The organism is Nitrospira sp. Nam80, assembly GCF_965152575.1.
In genome coordinates this window covers 668,101-688,029 of sequence record NZ_OZ224216.1, presented here as the reverse complement: position 1 = coordinate 688,029, position 19,929 = coordinate 668,101, and the positions used below count along the sequence as shown (strand labels likewise).

The 19,929-nt window shown below is 56.0% G+C and carries 23 protein-coding genes; 2 read left to right on the top strand and 21 right to left on the bottom strand.

Translation table 11 applies throughout. The annotated features are described in order from the left end of the window. Positions 1-210: 210 nt before the first annotated feature. The 15 genes from ACWGXE_RS03295 to ACWGXE_RS03225 form a co-directional block, all read right to left on the bottom strand. Positions 211-435, bottom strand: coding sequence for a YgaP family membrane protein (locus ACWGXE_RS03295; protein WP_447601294.1), 225 nt, complete (start codon positions 433-435; stop codon positions 211-213). A 22-nt stretch (positions 436-457) separates the two neighbouring features. After that, the gene (locus ACWGXE_RS03290) at positions 458-928 is read right to left on the bottom strand and encodes a hypothetical protein (protein ID WP_447601293.1); all 471 of its coding nucleotides are present in this window, start codon (positions 926-928) and stop codon (positions 458-460) included. Between the two features lie 316 nt (positions 929-1,244). Then, complete coding sequence (rnk, locus tag ACWGXE_RS03285) at positions 1,245-1,661, bottom strand: nucleoside diphosphate kinase regulator (RefSeq protein ID WP_447601292.1); 417 nt, start codon at positions 1,659-1,661, stop codon at positions 1,245-1,247. A 75-nt stretch (positions 1,662-1,736) separates the two neighbouring features. Continuing rightward, a complete protein-coding gene (locus tag ACWGXE_RS03280) occupies positions 1,737-2,696 on the bottom strand; it encodes a universal stress protein (RefSeq protein ID WP_447601291.1) in 960 nt (319 codons plus the stop codon). 275 nt (positions 2,697-2,971) lie between these two features. Further along, positions 2,972-3,328 carry a hypothetical protein gene (locus ACWGXE_RS03275; RefSeq protein ID WP_447601290.1) on the bottom strand — a complete coding sequence of 119 codons (357 nt, stop codon included), beginning with the start codon at positions 3,326-3,328 and terminating at the stop codon, positions 2,972-2,974. Positions 3,329-3,384: 56 nt separating this feature from the next. Continuing rightward, entirely contained in the window at positions 3,385-3,585 is a 201-nt protein-coding gene (locus tag ACWGXE_RS03270) for a hypothetical protein (RefSeq protein WP_447601288.1), read from the bottom strand. 283 nt (positions 3,586-3,868) lie between these two features. Then, positions 3,869-4,072 carry a hypothetical protein gene (locus ACWGXE_RS03265; RefSeq protein WP_447601286.1) on the bottom strand — a complete coding sequence of 68 codons (204 nt, stop codon included), beginning with the start codon at positions 4,070-4,072 and terminating at the stop codon, positions 3,869-3,871. 42 nt (positions 4,073-4,114) lie between these two features. Next, positions 4,115-4,270 (bottom strand): hypothetical protein, encoded by a 156-nt coding sequence (locus tag ACWGXE_RS03260; RefSeq protein ID WP_447601285.1) that lies wholly within the window; start codon positions 4,268-4,270, stop codon positions 4,115-4,117. Positions 4,271-4,864: 594 nt separating this feature from the next. Next, the gene (locus ACWGXE_RS03255) at positions 4,865-5,104 is read right to left on the bottom strand and encodes a DUF2283 domain-containing protein (protein WP_447601283.1); all 240 of its coding nucleotides are present in this window, start codon (positions 5,102-5,104) and stop codon (positions 4,865-4,867) included. Next, complete coding sequence (locus tag ACWGXE_RS03250; protein ID WP_447601281.1) at positions 5,089-5,415, bottom strand: hypothetical protein; 327 nt, start codon at positions 5,413-5,415, stop codon at positions 5,089-5,091. The genes ACWGXE_RS03255 and ACWGXE_RS03250 overlap by 16 nt, the downstream gene beginning before the upstream one ends. 44 nt (positions 5,416-5,459) lie before the next feature. Continuing rightward, positions 5,460-6,188, bottom strand: coding sequence for a M48 family metallopeptidase (locus tag ACWGXE_RS03245; protein ID WP_447601279.1), 729 nt, complete (start codon positions 6,186-6,188; stop codon positions 5,460-5,462). After that, a complete protein-coding gene (locus ACWGXE_RS03240; protein ID WP_447601278.1) occupies positions 6,178-9,357 on the bottom strand; it encodes a type I restriction endonuclease subunit R in 3,180 nt (1,059 codons plus the stop codon). Before ACWGXE_RS03240 ends, ACWGXE_RS03245 begins: the two co-directional genes overlap by 11 nt. Next, positions 9,354-10,235, bottom strand: coding sequence for a hypothetical protein (locus ACWGXE_RS03235; RefSeq protein ID WP_447601276.1), 882 nt, complete (start codon positions 10,233-10,235; stop codon positions 9,354-9,356). The genes ACWGXE_RS03240 and ACWGXE_RS03235 overlap by 4 nt, the downstream gene beginning before the upstream one ends. Before the next feature lie 6 nt (positions 10,236-10,241). Continuing rightward, a complete protein-coding gene (locus ACWGXE_RS03230) occupies positions 10,242-10,763 on the bottom strand; it encodes a hypothetical protein (RefSeq protein ID WP_447601274.1) in 522 nt (173 codons plus the stop codon). Then, positions 10,757-11,671: a restriction endonuclease subunit S gene (locus tag ACWGXE_RS03225; RefSeq protein ID WP_447601272.1), complete on the bottom strand. Its 915-nt coding sequence runs from the start codon at positions 11,669-11,671 to the stop codon at positions 10,757-10,759. Before ACWGXE_RS03225 ends, ACWGXE_RS03230 begins: the two co-directional genes overlap by 7 nt. 214 nt (positions 11,672-11,885) lie before the next feature. Here ACWGXE_RS03225 and ACWGXE_RS03220 point away from each other — a divergent pair, with 214 nt between their 5' ends. Then, complete coding sequence (locus ACWGXE_RS03220; RefSeq protein ID WP_447597908.1) at positions 11,886-12,920, top strand: IS481 family transposase; 1,035 nt, start codon at positions 11,886-11,888, stop codon at positions 12,918-12,920. A gap of 238 nt (positions 12,921-13,158) precedes the next feature. On the opposite strand, the gene ACWGXE_RS03215 is transcribed toward ACWGXE_RS03220, so the two are convergent. Genes ACWGXE_RS03215 through ACWGXE_RS03205 form a run of 3 tightly spaced genes read right to left on the bottom strand, consistent with a single transcriptional unit; the run spans position 13,159 to position 16,154 of the window. Further along, positions 13,159-15,630, bottom strand: a complete 2,472-nt coding sequence (locus ACWGXE_RS03215) for a type I restriction-modification system subunit M (protein WP_447601271.1) — start codon at positions 15,628-15,630, stop codon at positions 13,159-13,161. 30 nt (positions 15,631-15,660) lie between these two features. Then, positions 15,661-15,819 carry a hypothetical protein gene (locus ACWGXE_RS03210; RefSeq protein ID WP_447601269.1) on the bottom strand — a complete coding sequence of 53 codons (159 nt, stop codon included), beginning with the start codon at positions 15,817-15,819 and terminating at the stop codon, positions 15,661-15,663. Next, positions 15,816-16,154 carry a Zeta toxin family protein gene (locus ACWGXE_RS03205; protein WP_447601268.1) on the bottom strand — a complete coding sequence of 113 codons (339 nt, stop codon included), beginning with the start codon at positions 16,152-16,154 and terminating at the stop codon, positions 15,816-15,818. Before ACWGXE_RS03205 ends, ACWGXE_RS03210 begins: the two co-directional genes overlap by 4 nt. A gap of 221 nt (positions 16,155-16,375) precedes the next feature. On the opposite strand from ACWGXE_RS03205, the gene ACWGXE_RS03200 reads away from it, so the two are divergent. Continuing rightward, the gene (locus tag ACWGXE_RS03200) at positions 16,376-16,849 is read left to right on the top strand and encodes a DUF2231 domain-containing protein (protein ID WP_447601267.1); all 474 of its coding nucleotides are present in this window, start codon (positions 16,376-16,378) and stop codon (positions 16,847-16,849) included. 63 nt (positions 16,850-16,912) lie between these two features. Here ACWGXE_RS03200 and ACWGXE_RS03195 read toward each other — a convergent pair whose 3' ends face one another. The 3 genes from ACWGXE_RS03195 to ACWGXE_RS03185 all read right to left on the bottom strand — a co-directional run bounded on the left by ACWGXE_RS03195 (position 16,913) and on the right by ACWGXE_RS03185 (position 19,882). Then, positions 16,913-18,340 (bottom strand): sensor histidine kinase, encoded by a 1,428-nt coding sequence (locus tag ACWGXE_RS03195; protein ID WP_447601266.1) that lies wholly within the window; start codon positions 18,338-18,340, stop codon positions 16,913-16,915. Continuing rightward, complete coding sequence (locus ACWGXE_RS03190) at positions 18,337-19,011, bottom strand: response regulator transcription factor (RefSeq protein ID WP_447601265.1); 675 nt, start codon at positions 19,009-19,011, stop codon at positions 18,337-18,339. The genes ACWGXE_RS03195 and ACWGXE_RS03190 overlap by 4 nt, the downstream gene beginning before the upstream one ends. A gap of 295 nt (positions 19,012-19,306) precedes the next feature. Further along, positions 19,307-19,882, bottom strand: coding sequence for a hypothetical protein (locus ACWGXE_RS03185; protein ID WP_447601263.1), 576 nt, complete (start codon positions 19,880-19,882; stop codon positions 19,307-19,309). Between the last annotated feature and the right edge of the window lie 47 nt (positions 19,883-19,929).

Sequence of the window (19,929 nt, the reverse complement as noted above, 5' to 3'; positions counted from 1 at the left end):
GTCCGTGGATTAGTTCGTATTTCAGCCGGTACGTAATCGCAACACGTTCCGCCAAGGTACTCTGGTTTAAAGTTGTAAACAAGGAAAGTTTTCGCCCGGACATGGGATTGGAAGGCGCTGCCGAAGGAAGCGCATAAAGCAACAGAACCGGACCGCATGGCGATCCGGTCATGATAGCCGCCTATGCGGGAAAGCGGCCCGGTTCGCGGGCTAGCCGGCAGAGCCGTTGTGCAATGAAGCCGGACAGGTGTTCACGCCGAGCAATGCCCAAGCCGGGCAGAAGCCGATCACTCCTGTTATCAGTGCAATCGCACCGGCAAGCAAGACAAGAGCCATTCCCGCCACTGGCAATTCAGCCGATGCTCCGACAGCGACCAAAGCCAATCCCAGAAGAATACGAATCGGACGTTCGATCCCTCCAACATTGCACGTCATGGCGCACCTCCTCTGCTAAATCCTACCGGCTCTTTTCTGCCCTAAATCGGTACATATCGTGGCAAGTCGTGCAACGAGCCGTAATAGCAGCCAGGCGTTTCAGAATCTGTTGCGATGACTCACCGGCGGCGGCGGCATCCGCCAATCTGTCCATGTCGCGATGCACCGACATGCCGAGTTGCTTGAATGCGAGCGGCAACTTGGCCATGAGAACCGGGTTCACATCCGCCGCCATCTGCATCCCGGCCGCGCGGGCTGCAACACCGGCTTGTCCCTCCGATGAATCACCAACCCCCTGTACGACTCCGCTGACCGCTTTCAACAGGTCCCGCATTTCGGCCAAAATGAGGTCGCGCTCCGAGGGCGACAAGAGAATTTCCGTCCGACCGTCCGTACTCTGCGCCGTCCAGCCTTTGACAAAGAACCATCCGATGAGGGCCACGATCACCACCCAAAGGATGGCGACTCCAACGCACAGCTTCTGGGATTTCATGCGCCATCGCGCCGCATCTCATGCTCGCTTTCCGCCGGTCCGCGTCACACATTGCTTCGCCTATATGAGATGCGACTACTGTGCCAACCGGACCGAATCATCCGGCGGCGGTAACTCTCCATAAGTCGGTCATTTCAGGAAGTTCTGCGGGAGGCAAATCAAACGATAGTGAGGACAATAACCCCAGAACTCACAGGTCGGCTGTCGCAGGACACCACAGGCGGACGAGAGCAGATGCAAATAGCGTGTGGCACGAGCAACGCGAGGTCTCTTTGCTCGTGCTGTTAGCCATAAGCCATCAGCTATATGACCCCGTCTACAAGTCGTAGTGTCCTGCGGCCTCAGGCTGGTAGGGGATTTCTTTGATGCGGACCTTCCGGGTGCCGGCCGGGACCGGCCAGTCCACCGTATCGCCTACGCGACACCCAAGCATCGCCGTCCCGATCGGCGCCAGGATGGAGACTTTGCGTTCGGCGATTCTGGCATCGGAGGGGAAGACCAGCGTATAGATATTTTGCTCACCCGTGTCCATGTCTTCAATCCGGACTTGCGAATTCATGGTGACGACATCGTGGGGAATGGCCGTCGGCTCGACCACATGGGCACGGTCCAGTTCATTGCGCAGGCTCTCCAGATAATCCCGATCGCGCTCTTTGAACGAAATGCCGACATTCACGAGTTCCTTCAATCGGCTCAAATCGAATTCCGTAATGTAGATATCCCGCTGCTCCATGGCTTCACTCCTTCGCCGAGCGGGCGTTGAACGCCGTCTCCCGCCCCGAAATATCGAGGCCATTGCCCCGACTTGTTACGATTCCGCTATCGATTCCGGCACTACACGACGATGGCCCGGCGCAAACTTCGGCGTTTTTACCGTCAGGACGGGACATGCCGCGCGCCGCAGCACGGCTTCCGCCACACTGCCGAACCGGATTCTCGATAGCCCCCGCCGGCCATGGGTTCCCATCACGATGAGATCGCAGTGAGATCGCAGGGCGCAGCTTAAAATGGCATCCGACGGAATCCCGCCTGCAATTTCAAATGCGGCGGGCAGTCCGAAGGATTTCACCAGGTCCGTCAGGTCCGTGAGTTGCTTCATCCAGTGGTCCCGTTTTCGAGTCTCCTGCTCGATCGGCCCCAGCCCCCGTTCCAAGTCATAATAGACCGGCTCCAGCACATGCACGAGGGTCACTTTGGCTCCGAGGCCGTTGGCCAATTGAATCGCGTACTCGAGCGAATCCAGCGACGGGCTCGAGAAATCGACGGGAGCCAGAATGTGCCGAATCGGGATTGGTGGCGCCGTTTCCGCGATGGGCCTCGCCGCTTCATCACCGAACTTCGGCACCGCGAGGACCGGACAAGGGCCCTCCTTGATAACCCGCTCCGCCGTGCTTCCGACCAGCCCATACAGGAGGTTCGTCCTGCCTTGCGTGCCGAGCACGACCAAATCGACACCGCTCTCCCGCGCGGCCAAGTTAATTTGTTGACTGGGGATCCCGATGACCTGTTTCACCGATGCGCCGATACCGCTGCGCGCCATCTGATCATGAACGACATCGAGCCGCTGAGCCGCCTCCGTCCGGGCCTGTTCAACCGCGGCTAATTCGGCGGCGTTGCCTTTCAGCCACGCGGGGCCTTCAACCACATGCAGCACATCGACCTTGGCATCCCACGCGGTCGCGAAATACATCGCGTACTCCTGCGCACGTCCCGAACAATCAGAGAAATCCGTGGCAAAAAGGATGCGCGTCATCAATTGCGGGTTCATGGCACTCCTTCACAATACTTGGTAATCGGTTTCATCAGCGCGCGCGGCGCCACAACAATCTCGTACTATACTGCGAATCAGCAAGAAGAATACCATCTTCCGCTCGTGCAAGTGCACTACATGGATAGCGGTATCCGCGCCGGAACCCTAGCATCCATACAGGCTCAAACCGCCGCGTCATGCGCGTAATAGATCTGGACTGTCGCCAATTGCCGCAAGACATTCCTCATCATGGGGCAATCCACCACTGTGAGCAATATGTCCGCCGTGAATGTTTAGCGCCTGATCCGTCGCGTACGCAACACCGGCTTCGATAGAGGGAGCGGCAATAGAACGTCTTCCGGCACACCTACCGCGAACCGCCGGCTCCCAATGGAGGCTCTCCATGCCCGCCCGGCACGAACGGCGAGTTTTTCCACCGCTATGGCGAGATTCCGATACATGGCCTCCAATTCACGGCAACGGGCGACGAAACGACCGGAGGCCAGCCGTGGAAAGTAATCACGATGGCGTTCATAAAACCGGGCGCGTCGTCGCCATCGTTGAGCGTCTCCCGAAAGCAGTCGTACCATCAGCCCATGGTCCAATGCCGTCCAACGTTGTATCGTCCATCTCAAGCGTCCGGCCACCATAGTTCCTCCTGTTCAGGCACACCGGCGCGGGCGCCGGTGTGCCCTCGCATCACGCGTCAGACTTCCGCAAAGACAGGCGCGCGCTCCTCCCTGACATCCCAGTCAATGTCGTCCTCACTCACGCTCCGAAATTTCATCTTTACGGTATCCAAGGCATTCATCTTCGCCCGGTTGATCGCATCATCCCTGCTCCCAAACTCATCGTCGCAGTAGAGCTGTTCCCCTCCTTTCCTTTCCGGCCTCTGCGTTGCTGCCATTAGGTCCAACCCGCATTATTCATGAACGCTTCTACTGCAATGACGGATTCGTTACTGCGACAAGCCTGCACACAGGGTTCCGTGGTGTGTAGGCGGGCGGGCTCGATGCTTAGGCCCTCAACATACTATTTCAAGTATGCCTCTGGCCTTCGCACCTCCGCACGCCCGTCTCGCTACGCGACTGCGCCATTTCGTGACGAACCGTCATGAATAACGCGGGTTAAAAAGTCGAGCTTCAACGCCGTTTCCGAAATACCACGCCGGCAATCGCAGTCTCCATAGCTTATGCGGGCATGCCGGCGGCGGAAGACTTCTCCTGGGCCTCAATGTGACGATCAAGCACCTTGAGACCCCAAATAGCGGAGAGAATCAACATCACATAAAAGATCAGCGCCACAAGCACCTTTTGCTCTTCCGCCCGGAGTTCAGCCGCGCTCTTGCCGAACCATTCTTTTCTCTCCACATTGCCGGTGCGCCGATCGTTCATGTGTACCACTCCTTTCTATGCCAGCGTCCTTATATAGGACGCTTAGGCCACCTTCCTTTCCTTCATGCCGGTGGACCTGTCCAGATCCGCCGGTGTCTCGTCCACATAGGACGCGACGATTGCCGCGGCCCATGTCAACAATGTCAATCCGGCCAACACCAGCGCCGGATACATCGGGATGCCTCCTTTATCGATCATGATGGTCCTCCTTTCGTTTCTCTTCGAATGGTCACTCGAAGCCATGGATTATCAGAACGCACCGTCAGGGATGTGTGCACGCCGGCGAGTTTTCAACATCCTGCCTATCCCGGCAAGTCGAGCAGCGACACACCCCACAAGATCATGACCCCCATCACCACGAACACCAGCAAGAACAACAACGCGGTAGGGATCATCCCATTCAGCATGTTCACTTCGCGACCTCCTTATTGTGGGCGGGCATTGAGGGCCCGGCCCATAGACAATCCGACTTTGTCCCCAGCTTCTCGGTGAGACACCCGCTTGATGCGCCCAGCAAGCACTGCCTTGTGCGCGACTTCGACGTCGCAGGCGCATCATCGGGCAAGGCGACTGTCGCAGCAGACGGCTCAACCGGCGTTCACTGCTCTCCGTTGTGCTTGCTCATACTGTAAGGCGGCGAGATGAACGGGCGATGAGCACCGCATGAAGAAGGCTTCATGGAAGGAAAACGATTGGAGAATGAGGAATGCTGAGTGCTGAATTAGAAGATGGAAGTGTTCTGGAGAAGAACGTAGAAAACCGTTTCCTCGCCCTCTATGAGAGGAGGATGACTTATCCAGTCTTCGGCAGGCGAAACTCCGCGGTAACGGGCAATTGAACCGACTCTCCTTTGGCGACACGAGAGGAGAAGAAGAGGATTTCGAGATTTTCCAGTTCGCGGGTCTGAGGATTGAGACGAGCGATGATCCCGTAATCCAGTTCTTCTGATTCCTGCTCGGGGTAGCATTTAGTCTTCCCGAGATACAGGATATCGCCGGTTTTGTCATATTCGACCGTCAAGGACGTTTCCATGCGACAGTTCCTCCGGAAAGCTGGCGAGCCAAATACGCGGTCACGATCCAGTAGCGGTCGGCAGGGGCCGGATCGGCAACCACCACAACGACAATGAATTTACCGCCTTTAACATTGGGAAACCAGCGGGAAAATAGCTGGCTGTTTGGGAAACGGCCATCCCGCCGCACTTCATCGGGATCACGCAAGGTCTGAGCCACATAGTCCTGAGGCGCCGGCAAGAGATCGGGGTGCTTGTCGCGGATATGGGTTTCCCGTTCCTCGGTCAATTCCACATCGGCATTCAGATAGGGACAAGGAAATTTCGCCATTCCACTTCGATCAGGTTTTGTGAGGCCGTCCCATCAACCTGCCCTCAGTAACTCCAACTCTCATGACCAAGCGGCGCGCGGTTGAGTTCATCCCGATGCAAGCGCCATGTCGGCATGACCTGATCGAGCAGCTCGGTGAACCGGTCATTGTGACGGCGTTCCAGCAAGTGGACCATCTCGTGGACGACAATGTACTCAAGACACTGAATTGGCTTCTTCGCCAGTTCCAGATTCAACCAGATGCGGCGCTCTGAACTATTGCAACTGCCCCATTTGGTTTTCATTTTTTTCACACCCCACGCCGCAACCTTGACGCCTGTTACACCTTCCCATTTCTCAACGATCTTCGGAATCAGACACTTCAACTGCTGCCGATACCAATCACGCAGGAGTCGCTCACGATTTGCTGCGGTCGTCCTTTTTGGGACATGAAATTCAAGGACTCCCTTATTTCTTAACGTGATGTACGGGGGGCCATCATGCTCAACGACATTCATCAGATAGCGCCGTCCGAGGTAATAATGGCTTTCCCGCGACACATATTCCCGCGCGGACTGTCGTTCCTGTGATTGGAACCGAGTTCGCTGCTTCTTGATCCATCCCAGCCGGGAAATGACGGCAAGCCGCACCGCATTATCCGACATTCCTAAAGGGGCTGCGACCCGCACTCGACCATGCGGCGGATACACACCGAGATGGAGGTTTTTAATCGGCTTCCTGAGAATATGCACGGGGAGGCCGCTCACACGGATTTCTCGACTTTCAGTATTCATCTTGGTTCTTCACCAATGTCAGAGTTCGTTCTGCCTGGTCGTCCAGCCATTCACCTGATTGCGTCTTATAGCCATCAACCCCTTGTCCACCTATATCGATCGCTTGATCAGGGCTTGTGTTTCCGTGGATCAAATAGCGCTCCAATGCCGCTTTGATCGCGTTGCGAACCTTCTTCACCTTGAACGGATTGCTCCGCCAATTGTCCTGCCGGCTGCTGCGCACCGCTTCATCCACCACTATTGCCAAGGTTTCATTCTTACCGAGATTGTCATAGAGGGCCCGTTTGCCGCGGCTGTTCATCGTACTTGGATAGGTCCCACCCGCCTCAGGGTTTGTGACTTTCTTCGTCAGCTCTACGATCTTCTGCAGATACTTCTGATAGTCCATTGCTTCCTGACGGCGCTGTTTGATGAGCGCATCGAGAAGTTGCGACATTTTCTCGTAGTACTTGGGATTGATCGGTTGTTCGTCGATGATGAGCCGCCGGACATTGTTTTCGATGGTCTCCGCCATGGCCTCCTTGTTCCTGCGGATACCTTCAGGCAAGGAGTTCACCGCGTCGGCCCCACGCTCCACAATCAACTGCACAAGCGACAGATCGTCGAAGGCCGACACCTTTTCGCTTTCTTCCGCCCGGATGTAGGTGTCGATCAGGTGCCGCATGGCAGGTTCGTACTGCTTCAGGTCGATCGCATCACCACTGTGTAATTTCACTTCGTTACGGAGGTTTTCGTAAAACGTCACTTCTTTCTTGATCGCCTCGGCTTCGGAGGCGGTGAAGCCCGCTTCGGCCATCTCGCCGGCTAAGTTCGCATAGGCTCGGACCAGTGCCGCCACCAGTTTGTAGAGAGAAAGTCGCTGTGGCTCATTGGCTTTGAGCTGCTCGGGATTGCCGTGCTCTTTCGAGGAGAAGTAGCGGAAGTAAGCCTGTTGATCCTTAGGAGGTTCGACCGGCTCGCAGAGGGCGCGCACCGCTTCAAGCATCTCCTCAAGCCGCTCTCGGGCCTTTTCTAGACGATCCTTCAAGAGGCCGGCCACGTCCTGCTTATCGTAGCCGTCGAGCGCGCCGCTCGTGTAATCATGCACGGCCCCTTCCAAGCTCTTGAACAGGTCCTTGTAGTCGATGATGTAGCCGTATTCCTTATCGTCCCCGTCAAGACGGTTCACCCGACAAATAGCCTGGAACAGGCCATGGTCCCGCATCTGCTTGTCGATATAGAGGTAGGTCGCCGACGGGGCATCGAACCCGGTCAGGAGTTTGTCCACCACGATCAAGAGCTTCATTTGTCCCGGCTCGTCGATGAACTTCTTCTTGACCGCTTTCTCGAACTCCTCGACTCGATTCACCGCCTTCTCCGGCGGTTCGTTGAACCAATCAGCCAGCATCTTCTGGTAGGTGTCGTACTGTTCCAGCTTCTCGGTGTCACCCTCGCCACTCTCTTCACCCTTCAAGTCCGCCGTTGAGGGCTGGTAAGACGTGACGATGGCGCACTTGCCCTTGAGGTCCGTCTTGGAAAACAGGTCATAGAGTTTGCAGGCCTGATAGATACTCCCTGAGACCAGCATGGCGTTGCCGCGTCCACTCTTCAAGCGATCGCGCGTCGCCATATCCATCAGGATGTCAGCGACAATCTGTTCCAGACGCGACTGGCTGGACAACACCTTCTGCATCGTGCCCCAGCGCTGTTTCAGCTGAGCTTTCGCAAGAGGAGTGAGGCCCTTCGTCTTCGCCTCGAACCACTGATCGATCTTTTTTTGCGAGGTGATGCGCTGGTCGATGTCTCGCGCCTCGTAGCGAAGGTCGAGCACCACCCCGTCCCTCACGGCTTCATCGAACTTGTAGGTGTGAATGTAGGGGCCAAAGATTTCGATACTCTTCTGCTTCTCTGTCTTTAAAAGTGGCGTGCCGGTGAAGCCGATAAACATGGCGCTCGGCAGAATGCTCTTCATGGCTTCGTGCAGATCACCCGACTGCGTGCGGTGACACTCATCCACAAAGACAAAGAGATTTCCTTTCGCCAGGAATCCCGGCGGCAGTGCCTTCTTCAATTCTTCGATGTAGCCAGGGATATCACCGCCCTCCTCGCTCTCGTCCTTGCCGCCAAATTTGTGAATGAGTGAACAGACCAGCCACGGTTTGGTTGCATTCAGCGTTGCAATCAGGTCCGCGCCGCTTTTCGTGCGGTAGATGTCCTCATACACGCCCATGAAGACTTTCTCGATTTGCTCGTCCAACTCCTTCCGATCGGTCACGATCAGCACGCGACAATCCTTCACCTGCTCGCGCATCCATTTCGCCAGCCACACCATTGTCAGGCTCTTGCCCGATCCTTGCGTATGCCAAATGATCCCGCCTTCACGGCGTCTCACATGTAGTTGGGCGGCGCGCACCCCAAAATACTGGTTCGGGCGGCAGAGTTTCTTCACCCCGGCGTCAAAGACGACAAAGTCGTGGATCAGCTCCAGGAACCGTGCCTTCTCGCCGAGCTGAATCAACGCCCGGTCGAGCAGATTCTCGATGTCACTCTGTTCCTTCCAGGTGAGGTAATACTTTTCAGGCGTCTCGATGGCGCCGTAACGCAGGCCTTCGGTATCGTTGCCCGCCATCACCCACTGGATGGTGGAGAAGAAATGCTCGATGAAGATCCTCTTCTGATTATCGAGATTCTGGCGGATACCCTCTGCCACAGAGACGGTCGAGCGCTTGAGTTCCAGCACGCCCAGCGCGATGCCGTTCACATACAGAACCACATCGGGGCGTTTGGGGTGGGCCTTATCGGTTGCGGCCGCGACGATGACTTCTTCCGCGATGGCAAAATGATTATTTTCCGGGTTCTTCCAATCGATCAGCCAGACGGTTTCGGTATTCTCGCCCACGTCCGGCCTGACTTTCACACCATAGCGCAGGAGGCCATAGACCTCTTTGTTCCGATCGTAGAGACTCTTGCTGGTGTCACCAGCCGCCTTGTCGAGCACGTGCAGCGCGCGTGTAATCAGCGCCTCGTCATAACGCTGTTTCTTCAGAAACGCTCGGAGATAGTCAGTTTCGATATTCCGGTTGCCTGCACGATCAGTCCAGTCGCCGAGGTAGTCATAGCCGAGGTGCTCGCGGAACAATTTCACTACGCGCCGCTGAGTTCGCTTTTCGAGCTGGCCGATGTTCATCAATCTGCCTCACGCTTCGAATTGGTCTCGTACAACGTGTCCGTTATCGCGCCCCGATAAATCTCTTCATTGAGAAATTGTAAGAGCCTTTTTGCAGATCCCTTTTCAGCAGGGAACACAATTCTTCCCTTCGCAAGCTTAATGTCGATATCGCAGTTCTTCGCTCGCTTCTGGATCTGTTGCACAGAATAATGCTCAAGCACGCCCGAATCCTTCAACATGGCAAAGCGCTTCCGAAACCATTGGTTGGCACCAATCGCAAGGGCGTCAACATCTTCAGGAGCAAGTAACTTGTGGCCGAGAATTTTGCGAATCGTTTCCTCGGAGGCCTCCTCGTAAAATTCAGCAAGGGGCAGGAATGTATTTGCGATACGGAAATTGTGAAAGAGGAGTTTCTTTTCGGTTGCGTTGTAAGCGGCACTCAGTCGATTGTTCAATTGGATCCCAGGGCGATCAGCGGTTTGATATGTGTTGTTCTGCAAAAGAAGGAAGCGACCTGGCGCTATGACATGCGATCGGCTGAAATTCTGAAATAATACAAGTTCCTGACCCGCATTATTACGACAAAATGCCACTATGGCCCTGATTGAGTCCATTGTCTCTTCGTGCTCGCTAATTGCCGACTGATTTTGAACATTCACACTTTTGATGGAGCGTAACGGCTCGGGAAGTTCAAAGTCAGACAATCGGAATCGCTCGTGGTTTTCAGGTGTGTAACTCGGATTGAAAGCAACCTCTTCAATGCCATCCGCAAAGACGGCCAGTTGCTTTTCCCACGTTTGCGCGAGCGAATCTTGCAGCGCCTGGTGCAAAGGGATGTGAAACAGTTCTTGCTGATCATGTTGTTTTGTCAATGCTGCAAGGTGGAAGTTGCGCAACATGGATTCTCAGCTCCTTGCTAGGTAAATGTTGTGCGCCACTCTGACAGTTTCAACGTCCACCCCCACCTTGCTTAACGGTTTGCGGGAAATGAGCAAATTAGACACGCCATTGTCATCTTTGACAGAGTAAAAGTGATACAACAGCCCCATGACCGGATTGAAATGAAAGGCACCTGCATGGACGATTGCCAGGATGATGATGGCCATGATGTATGCTCCTGTCATCCACTCACCTTTAAACTCGAGCTTGTCTGTCGCTAAGAAAGGCAGAAGATAGGTAAGGAGAAATGCAACAATTTCCTTGTCCTTGTCCTCAAAACACCTGATTTGGAACATATGCTTTTCACCATGATTCCCTAGATAGAGCAGGAGTAGCCAGCAAATGAGAGCTAGTCCAACCGCAGAAACTAACCACGGAAACCAATCCGAGGTCGGTCTACCATGGGCGACCTGATTGACTGCCACTGCCCCCAACATTGGCGATAGTGCGGTTGCAACAAGAATGGCCTTGGCAAACCAATTCAACATGATTGATGTGAGGGCTCAGGCTTCACCAGGCGAACACGTCCTGTCAGCAGTTCCTGCATCATGCCTTGCTTGAGAGCGTGGGTCTTGTCCCGGCGGGCTTCAAGAGCCGTGATCTCGGCATCCATGTCGGACAGGACGGCGGTGATGGCGGTTTGTTCAGGAAGTGGTGGAAGTCTGATCTCGTAGTTCTTCACGAGATTCCAGTCGGAGCGTGGCATGTGAGTTCCGTAAGCTGTGCTCGCCGTCTCAATGAATCGATTCATCTTGATGAGCTGGAAAAGATAACTGCTAGTCACGAGATCTTCATTGGGTATGAATACCCATACCTCGGTTGAACACAATCCCGGTCGATCCGCCAGCCAGTATTTTCTAAGGTACGCACGAAGCTTTCCAAAGAGAACATCGCCTTCACGGAACACAGATTTGATCGAGGAGTTTTCTCCTGCAGTGGTGCTTCCCAGCAACTCTCCTGTCCATGGTTGGATGTGCTCAAGCTCAATGCAGAACTCCTGGACGGGGCTTCGACGAGGGTCAATTCGCTCCTGTCGAGGTTTTGCTAATTCACCGAACCGCTTCCCCGTCCATTGACCATCGAAGCTAGGGATACGAATTTGGCCGGTGAGGAGCTGCTGCATGGCGGCCTGTTTGAGGTCGCGCTTCTTGGCGACGAGTTGATCCAACGAGGCTATCAGCGCATCCACGTCGCTCAACACCGCCGCGATGGCGCGCTGTTCGGGCTTGGGCGGGACAACAAATAGCAACCCCATCAAGTCCCGTGTGTAAATGGCGGCGACGCTAGTGGTTCCCGTCGCAAGGGCCCTAAGACGAGCAACTGAGCTGGCGGTATTCAGTGCATAACAGGCGTATTCGTTGGAACAAACTTCATTGGCGTCGAACTCCAACCGCATGAGGTTCGAATTGTAGTAGGCGGCCGGAAGTTCGTCCCGCCAGATAGCAACTTTCCCGACCAATTCGAGGGTGTTCCGTGTGTTGAACAGTACGTCTCCATAAACGAGGCGGTGCTGATCATCAGGAATTACGGAGGGAATGATGAACTGTGAAAGCTAGAACTTAATCTGACAGTCAGGTAGAGTCCTCCTTCTTTCGAAAGGAGCGAGGACAATGACGACGGAGCAGAAGATCATCAAGGCCAAAGTCGGCGTGTTGGAACTGGCGAAGCAGCTCGGTAATGTCTCCAAAGCCTGTCAGCTGATGGGGTATAGCCGAGATAGTTTCTATCGGTTCAAAGAACTCTACGACAGGGGCGGCGAGGCCGCCCTCCAAGAGATTTCGCGACAGAAACCCCTCCTCAAGAATCGGGTGGCGCCTGAAGTGGAGCAGGTGATTGTGCAGATGGCCATTGAGCAGCCGGCTTGGGGGCAGGCCCGCGTGGCCAATGAACTGCGCAAGCAGGCCCTGACGATTTCCCCGGCGGGCGTGCGATGCATCTGGCTCCGCCATGATCTCGAAACGATGCGGAAACGATTGAAGGCGCTGGAAGCGAAGGTGGCGCAAGAAGGTCTGGTGCTCACCGATGCGCAAGTGGTGGCGCTCGAGAAGGCCACCGCGGATAAAGAAGCGCACGGGGAATTCGAGAGCGCATGTCCCGGCTACTGCGGCGCGCAGGACACGTTCTACGTCGGGACGTTGAAGGGCGTGGGCCGGATCTATCAACAGACCTTCATCGATACCTACAGCAAAGTCGGCTTTGCCAAGCTATACGACCGAAAGACGCCGGTGACGGCCGCGGAATTGCTCAATGACCGAGTCTTGCCGTTTTTCGAGCAGCACGACATTCCGCTGAACCGTGTGCTCACCGATCGCGGCACGGAATACTGTGGCGCGCCGGAGCGCCATGAGTACGAATTGTACCTTGCCGTGGAGAACATTGATCACACGCGCACCAAGACGCGGCATCCCCAGACCAACGGGATCTGTGAGCGGTTCCACAAAACGATGTTGAACGAGTTCTACCGCGTGGCGTTCCGGAAGAAGATCTATCGGACGCTGGAGGAACTCCAGGCCGACCTGGATGCATGGATACAGGAGTACAACGAGCAGCGCCCTCATCAGGGCCGCTGGTGCTATGGCAAGACGCCCATGCACACCTTCATCGACAGTGTGCCGCTGGCCAAGGAGAAAATGTTAGCGGCCTAAACCCGGTGAGGACTCGCTGTCTGTCAGATGAAGTCTTGAGTTATACAGATGAACTCAACCTTGGACGTATCAAAGTAGCCGCGAGCGATGTTCCCCATTTTCATCAATGGAAACTGGGATTCTGTCTCTTGATTCCGGTAATTCCCCCCTAGCCTTCCCTTGGAAAGAACTGAACGCAGCGGTTTCGCCTCCCACTCCTCCGGGATGACACCCACCTCTGTCTGTTTATACCCCGGCCTCAATTACACCGCGCCCCCATTTTCTTCAGGTGTTCATCTACGCGGGCTGCGAGAACATCGACCTCTTTCGTCAGCTGCGGTAGCGGCGTGGCGTAGCGTTCGGCTAGCTCTTTGATGCGACCAGCGAGTGACTGCGACACCCGATCCAACTCACTCTGTACATCAGCAGCAAGCCGGGCCAGCCATTTGTCTTCTACAACGAGGGTCTTGATCTCGACCTCGGATAGTTTGCCGTATTTCGCCGCGATCTTGGTTTCGAGTGATTCCTGCGCTTCTTTCATGCTACTCTTCGTGTCAGCCTGTCGCTCGAGCAAGCCAGCATATTCTTCCAGTGCCTTGCGCTCTTCATCGAAGTCCTTGTCCCCAACGATTTCCTTGAGTCGGGCGGTGACAGCTTTCGCTGAAATCTTTCGCTTCTCGCCTTCTCCCGACACGACTTCCTCCAGCAGGCCACCCTCGCTGCCCTGTTCTTCCTTCATTTCGTCGAGTTGCTGCTCCAGCGCACTGAGCTCTGCTTCCAGCGCGTCAATGGCTGCCTGCTCCTCGGCAAAGTAGCCGGCGATCAACAAGGTGGCGGGAATCAGATCCGCTTTGAACTTGTGTTTCCCCACCTTGAAATCCGGCTTTTCCTTTGTCTTGTTCTCCTTCGTCTCCACGATCAACCGGGGCTTGGCCGCTTCCTTCCAGCCCTCGCCGGCGATCATATACACGTCGTCCTGCATAGTCTCCGCCCAATAATCCATGAGATGTTGGTACACGTCGTATGGATTAATGAGTTGCGCTTTCTCAAACGTATCCAATAAATCTTCGGAGAGCGTCTCGATCAGTGCCTTGGGCTTGTCTCTAGTCGTGAGACCCTTGAGGCGTGACAGATGCCGCTGCTTCCATTTCTCGAACAGCTTGGTTATCGAGCCATTGAAGGCGGTGAACTCCTCATGGTCGAAAATCGTGGCCTTGACGTCGCCGACTGCAATCTTCAGCCGGCTGTAGCCCTCGCGATCGGCCTTTTCGAACAGTTTGGCTCGCACGCTGGGAAACACCTGCCAATAGTTCTGGAGCGCATCGACGTCACGATCGGGAATCCCGCCCCGTAAATGGCCGTCGATGTCCTGCAGATCTTCCGGTTCTGTGCTGTCGATGTAGCGCGGCAGATTGAGATTGAAGTCGTTCTTCGGATCGCTGATTTCAGACAGCGGTACCATCCGCGAATAGCGCGGGATATTGAGCTGGCGATTATAGGCATCCACGATCTTGTGGATGTCCTGCGTGCGCAGGCGATTTTTGTTGCCGTCCTTGATGAACCCCTTGGAGGCGTCGATCATGAAGATGCCCTTCCGGGCATGGGCGTTTTCCTTATCGAGCACAACGATGCAGGCGGGAATGCCGGTGCCGTAAAAGAGATTGGGCGGCAAGCCGATGATGCCTTTGATATACCCGCGCTTCACCAGCTCGCGACGGATGGCGGCTTCCGATCCGCCGCGGAACAACACGCCGTGCGGGAGATTGACCGCCGCTTTGCCGGTGCTCTTGAGCGACGTCAGCATGTGAAGCAGGAAGGCCAAGTCGCCGTTCTTCTTCGGCGGGATCCCGAACTCAAAGCGCTTGAACTCGTCCGCCGCGGGGTTGAATCCGTTGCTCCACGACTTGAACGAGAAGGGCGGATTGGCGACGATGAAGTCAAAGGTCTTCAACGCCCCGTTCTTCTCCTTGAAATGCGGACTGGCCAGGACATTATCTTTCCAGATTTCCGCCGTCGGGCAATCGTGGAGGATCATGTTCATGCGAGCCAAGGCGGCGGTGGCATTGTCCATTTCCTGACCGTAGAGCGTGAGATCGAAGCCGCTCCGGCCTTTGGCTTCGTCATGGGCCTTAAGCAGCAGGGATCCGGACCCGCAGGTCGGATCGTAAATTGTCTGACTGCCGCTCTTGGCGCTGCCCACGCCGACGACCTGCGCCATCACCCGTGACACTTCCGCCGGCGTGTAGAACTGTCCCTTGCTCTTGCCGGACTCCGTGGCGAAGTGCCGCATGAGGTATTCATAGGCGTCGCCCAGCAGATCGTCTCCCTCGATCCGGTTCGCGCTGAAGTCCAGAGCCGGGGTGTCGAAGATGGCGACCAGGTTGGAGAGCCGATCCACCATTTCCTTGCCCTTGCCCAGCTTATCGACATCGTTGAAATCGGCGACGTCAATCACGCCTTTGAGATCGTTCGCTTCGGCCAGCTTGCCGATGATCTTGTTCATCTTGTCGCCGATCTCTTTATTCCCTTTGAGGGCTACCATATCGGCGAAGCGGCCGCCTTTCGGCACATCCAGCAGCGCATCCTTTTGACCGGCGTATTTATCGGAGACATATTTCACGAACAACAGGACGAGGACATAGTCCTTGTACTGCGAAGCATCCATGCCGCCGCGCAGTTCATCGCAGCTCGCCCAGAGTGAGGAGTACAGTTCGGACTTCTTTAGTGCCATGACTTCCCTACGTTATCGGCCAACCAAGCCTCATGGCTTCTTCGCGACGACTTTGCCGTTCTCCCACACATAGATCGGCGTGCCGTGGGCGCGAGCGGTTTTGCGAGCCGCTTTAGCGGCCCTTCGCAGCGCGCGTCCGACGCCTTCAATGAAATCCCTGGATCGTTTACTGCGCCTCGCTGGCTTCATCGACTTCCCTCCAATAATCTCGGGGCATCCCCGGAATTATCATAGACCGCCCAGGCATCGGCGATGGGTCGATAGACCGTTAGAAAATTACTCCAACTGCGATTGAAGCGGCGGATGACATCGCCTCGCGGAACATCGTGGCCTCCTTGCCGCACACGGGCTGCAATACGACGGAGCGCGATATCGACGGAGGCCAATCTCAGAAAAACGATTTCGATCTGATATCCCTTCTGTTTCCACCGATTGAGCAATCTCAGATAGATTCGACCGCTCAAGGTACTTTCAAAGGCGAAATGCTTTCGTTCCTTCACTAACCGAGAAAGTTCAGCCAGCACCAACCGGCCCGCTCGGCGTGCAGCTAGGTCGGGGCGGAGGGGAGGCTCTGAGAGGCTGGAAAACAAGCAGCCGACCAGATTCCGAGTTCCCGGTGCCGTAGAATACCGATATCCACGTACCAGGGGCAACAGAGTGTATGGACTCTTTTTTAGTCCCGAACGGCGGCGTAGGCTTGAAGAAAGGCCGACTTTTCTCATCACTGAAGCGAGAGGAGCATACTATGGCAACTCCAGCGAGCATTCTGAAACATCCGATCCATCCGATGTTAATTCCGTTTCCAATTGCGCTCTGGATTTTCTCTTTGGTCTGCGACGTGGTTTACATGATGGGGTTGGGAGATGCGATCTGGCAGGACATGGCGCTGTATACGATGATCGGCGGCCTGCTCGGCGCGCTCATCGCGGCGATTCCTGGATACCTCGATTACCGCTCGCTCACCGACCCGGCAGTCAAGCGAGTCGGCTTCTGGCATATGACGACCAATCTCACCATTGTCGTGCTGTTTGCGCTGAATAGTTTCATGCGTATCGTCTGGGAGGCGGAGGCCATCCCCGTTATCTTATCGATCGTCGCTGTGACCCTGCTGGGGATATCAGGATGGCTGGGAGGCGAGTTGGTGTATGTCCACGGCGTCGCCGTCGAACCACCGGGTGCCGGATCTAAGGGGCCGGAGCAGAGCCGCGTGGCCTCATAGCGGACAGAACCAATGCTGGTCCGATAGGACGGCCGTCAATCGAAGCGTGGCGGGGGAGCCGGCTCAACTCTTGATGGCAGGCAGGACAAGCGTAAACGTCGAACCTTTGCCGACCTCGCTCTCGACTTTGATCGAGCCTTTGTGGGAGTCGGCAATCTCCTTGACGATGGAAAGGCCGAGGCCGGTTCCTCCGACGTCTCTGGTTCTGGAATGATCAACGCGATAAAACCGCTCGAATAAATGCGGCAGATGCGCCGCCTCGATTCCCTGGCCCGTATCCTGTACCGCAATGCACACCTCATCGGGAGTCCCACTCAGGCGTACCGATACGGCCCCGCCCGGATCGGTGTAGCGCAGGGCGTTATCCAGCAGATTGATGATCAGCTGCTTGAGCTTCTGCGCGTCTGCCTGGACCGGCAATACCGGTTCGCATTCGAGCGTCAGGCGGATCATGCGATCCTCGGCCAGCGGCACCAGATCCTCGATCAACTCACGGAGCAGCGGTTCAAGCGCCAGCGGGGCCAGTTGAATGGGAGGCCGGTCACCGGCGAACCGGGCCAGCGTCAGCAGGGATTTTGTCAAGGCCATCAATCGTTCCACCTGCTCGAGATTGGTGATGAGCGCCTCCCGATATTCTTCGGCGGTCCGCATTTTTTGCAACGACACTTCCAGATTTCCACGCAACACGGTAAGCGGTGTTTGCAGTTCATGGGCCGCGCTGTCTACGAACGACCGTTGGCTCTCGCTGGCCTTCTGGAGTCGATCCAGCATGGCATTGAACGCTTCCGCCAATTGCCGAAATTCCTCGTATGGAGCATCCAGATTGAGTCTGGTCCGAAGGCTGGAGGCCGATATTTTTTCGGCCGTCCGGCTCAAGACCGCCAACGGTTCGAGGACCCTTCGTGCCAACCACGCGCTGCCGGCCCAGGCGGCGACCATCGCCGCCACGGAGCAAAGGATGAGCAGCCCCATGAGATTCCGAAGCGTCCGCTGCACGAGATCCAATGATGCTTCGGCTTGCAGTACGAACCGCACGTCCCCATGCCGTCTGACGGGAACCAGCACGCGGCGAACCGGTGAGCCGTTCGGAGCATCGACCGTGTCGTAGACCGCCTGTCCCCGTCTCACGTCTTCCAGCGCACTCTGCGATACCGGCGGAAGCGGGATCACGTCCTCGCCTTTAAACACAACGGTCCCGTTGGGAGCCAAAATCTGAATGCGATGCGAGACCTCGCGCAATTCCTGACTATGTTCGTCGACCGGCTGTCTACCCTCTTCTTCGGGAAGAATCTCGCCGTCCTTCGCTTGAAGCAACTCCGGCCGCTCCGCCACCAGATGAGCCAAGATATCGGCCAACTCCACCAAACGCCCGTCGACATACCTGGTCAGAAGAGTCTGGAATCCCCAATACACCACCATATTGAAGACCATCAGGAGGCCCAGGATAAAGACGATCGCCGCCAAGCGGATCTGGCCCCGAAACGACGTCATGCTTCCGCCTCCAACATGTATCCGACTCCCCGGACCGTGGTAATCAATGGCGGTGAAAAATCCTTATCCATCTTCGCCCGCAGCGCCCTGATATGGACGTCCACAATGTTGGTCATCGGATCGTAATTCAACCCCCAGACATGTTCGATGATCGCCGTGCGCGTCAGCACGCGATTCCGGTTTCGCAACAGATATTCCAGCAGAGCATATTCCTTGTTCGTCAGGTTGATTTCCTTTCCACCCCGCCATACCCGATGCGCCGCCGGATCGACCACCAGATCCGCGGCTTTTAATTCGCTTGCCGGCGCCGGCCCGCCCCGCCTGATCAGCGCGCGCACGCGCGCAACCAGTTCCGCGAACGCGAAGGGCTTCGTCAAATAATCATCGGCACCCGTATCCAGGCCCGCCACCTTGTCTTCGACGGTATCCCGAGCGGTCAGGAGCAAAATCGGCGTCTGGTCGCCCCAGCCCCGCACGCGGCGACAGAAGCTCAATCCATCGAGCTTGGGAAGCATCACATCCACGATCATCAAGTCATACCCGCCGCTGCTCGCCAATTCCAGTCCCGCCTCGCCATCCTCCGCCACGTCCACCGCATGGCGCTCCTCCTGCAATCCCTTGCGGATGAACTGCGCCAAGTCCTTGTCGTCTTCAATCACGAGAATCCGCATAACTTATGATAACGTCTTCTTTCGCATACTCGTTCGGATGAACAATTCTTCACCGACACTCTATCGGCCGTTCATCAAGGCGACTTATCTGGGAATCGACCAGCATAGAACGGAAGAACTTGAGAAAGGAGGACCGGATGCCCTTGTTATTGGTCATGATCGCATATCCCGCCCTCTGGCTGCTGGTCGTCATGCTGACGATCATCCTGCTCATTGCACCGGCCCGTAGTCGGGCGGTGTCTCCGTGACCATGAGCGCGGAAGGCGCATGGGTGGTTCAGGACGCAACGGGCCCGCTAGGGCGACCGCATGATTACATGCCAGAGCTGCGTTGCGCTCCAGACGACAAACATTCCATAGATCGAACCGAAAAACCACGGGAAGCTCACCGCACGGTGAGCCCACCATTGCGGGTGTTGCCGAAACGCCCAGTTCGGCTGAAACACCGGCGGCTCATTATGCTGCTGCTCGATGGGCTCTTGCCGTTCGCGCAGGCGAAACAGCTGGTTCACCAGATTGGGCTGCGTCCAACCCGGCATGCGCTCGATACCGCGGAGCTGCCATTCCCACAGCGCATTTTGACCGGACAGACGGCCGAGCACAATCGCCATCTGCAGGCTCAGAAGAATCCCGATCACGCCCAGCATGAGAATGAGCACCGTGAAGGTTAAAGCTAGCGATTCCCTCGAGATCAGCAAACCGACGACCGCAACAAAGATTGAATTGGCGGTGAGGTAGTCGGAGAGCATGGTGTGGTAATCACGGACACCCGTCGTCCAGAGCGTCAATAAGTGGCCGTAGGTGGCGTTGAGGCCTTCTGCCATTTCTTGCTCCATTCCCGCGGCACCCAGCGCTGATAAATCATTGCTCATTCATCCAACCGCGTATCTTTCTACCCACAAACGTGGCGCGCCTTATT

Bases quoted from the DNA above. Each gene is read 5' to 3' on its own strand.
- ACWGXE_RS03295 (WP_447601294.1), bottom strand. From the start codon at position 435: ATGACGTGCAATGTTGGAGGGATCGAACGTCCGATTCGTATTCTTCTG.
- ACWGXE_RS03290 (WP_447601293.1), bottom strand. From the start codon at position 928: ATGAAATCCCAGAAGCTGTGCGTTGGAGTCGCCATCCTTTGGGTGGTG.
- rnk (WP_447601292.1), bottom strand. From the start codon at position 1,661: ATGGAGCAGCGGGATATCTACATTACGGAATTCGATTTGAGCCGATTG.
- ACWGXE_RS03280 (WP_447601291.1), bottom strand. From the start codon at position 2,696: ATGAACCCGCAATTGATGACGCGCATCCTTTTTGCCACGGATTTCTCT.
- ACWGXE_RS03275 (WP_447601290.1), bottom strand. From the start codon at position 3,328: ATGGTGGCCGGACGCTTGAGATGGACGATACAACGTTGGACGGCATTG.
- ACWGXE_RS03270 (WP_447601288.1), bottom strand. From the start codon at position 3,585: ATGGCAGCAACGCAGAGGCCGGAAAGGAAAGGAGGGGAACAGCTCTAC.
- ACWGXE_RS03265 (WP_447601286.1), bottom strand. From the start codon at position 4,072: ATGAACGATCGGCGCACCGGCAATGTGGAGAGAAAAGAATGGTTCGGC.
- ACWGXE_RS03260 (WP_447601285.1), bottom strand. From the start codon at position 4,270: ATGATCGATAAAGGAGGCATCCCGATGTATCCGGCGCTGGTGTTGGCC.
- ACWGXE_RS03255 (WP_447601283.1), bottom strand. From the start codon at position 5,104: ATGGAAACGTCCTTGACGGTCGAATATGACAAAACCGGCGATATCCTG.
- ACWGXE_RS03250 (WP_447601281.1), bottom strand. From the start codon at position 5,415: ATGGCGAAATTTCCTTGTCCCTATCTGAATGCCGATGTGGAATTGACC.
- ACWGXE_RS03245 (WP_447601279.1), bottom strand. From the start codon at position 6,188: ATGAATACTGAAAGTCGAGAAATCCGTGTGAGCGGCCTCCCCGTGCAT.
- ACWGXE_RS03235 (WP_447601276.1), bottom strand. From the start codon at position 10,235: ATGTTGCGCAACTTCCACCTTGCAGCATTGACAAAACAACATGATCAG.
- ACWGXE_RS03230 (WP_447601274.1), bottom strand. From the start codon at position 10,763: ATGTTGAATTGGTTTGCCAAGGCCATTCTTGTTGCAACCGCACTATCG.
- ACWGXE_RS03225 (WP_447601272.1), bottom strand. From the start codon at position 11,671: ATGCGGTTGGAGTTCGACGCCAATGAAGTTTGTTCCAACGAATACGCC.
- ACWGXE_RS03220 (WP_447597908.1), top strand. From the start codon at position 11,886: ATGACGACGGAGCAGAAGATCATCAAGGCCAAAGTCGGCGTGTTGGAA.
- ACWGXE_RS03215 (WP_447601271.1), bottom strand. From the start codon at position 15,630: ATGGCACTAAAGAAGTCCGAACTGTACTCCTCACTCTGGGCGAGCTGC.
- ACWGXE_RS03210 (WP_447601269.1), bottom strand. From the start codon at position 15,819: ATGAAGCCAGCGAGGCGCAGTAAACGATCCAGGGATTTCATTGAAGGC.
- ACWGXE_RS03200 (WP_447601267.1), top strand. From the start codon at position 16,376: ATGGCAACTCCAGCGAGCATTCTGAAACATCCGATCCATCCGATGTTA.
- ACWGXE_RS03195 (WP_447601266.1), bottom strand. From the start codon at position 18,340: ATGACGTCGTTTCGGGGCCAGATCCGCTTGGCGGCGATCGTCTTTATC.
- ACWGXE_RS03190 (WP_447601265.1), bottom strand. From the start codon at position 19,011: ATGCGGATTCTCGTGATTGAAGACGACAAGGACTTGGCGCAGTTCATC.
- ACWGXE_RS03185 (WP_447601263.1), bottom strand. From the start codon at position 19,882: ATGAGCAATGATTTATCAGCGCTGGGTGCCGCGGGAATGGAGCAAGAA.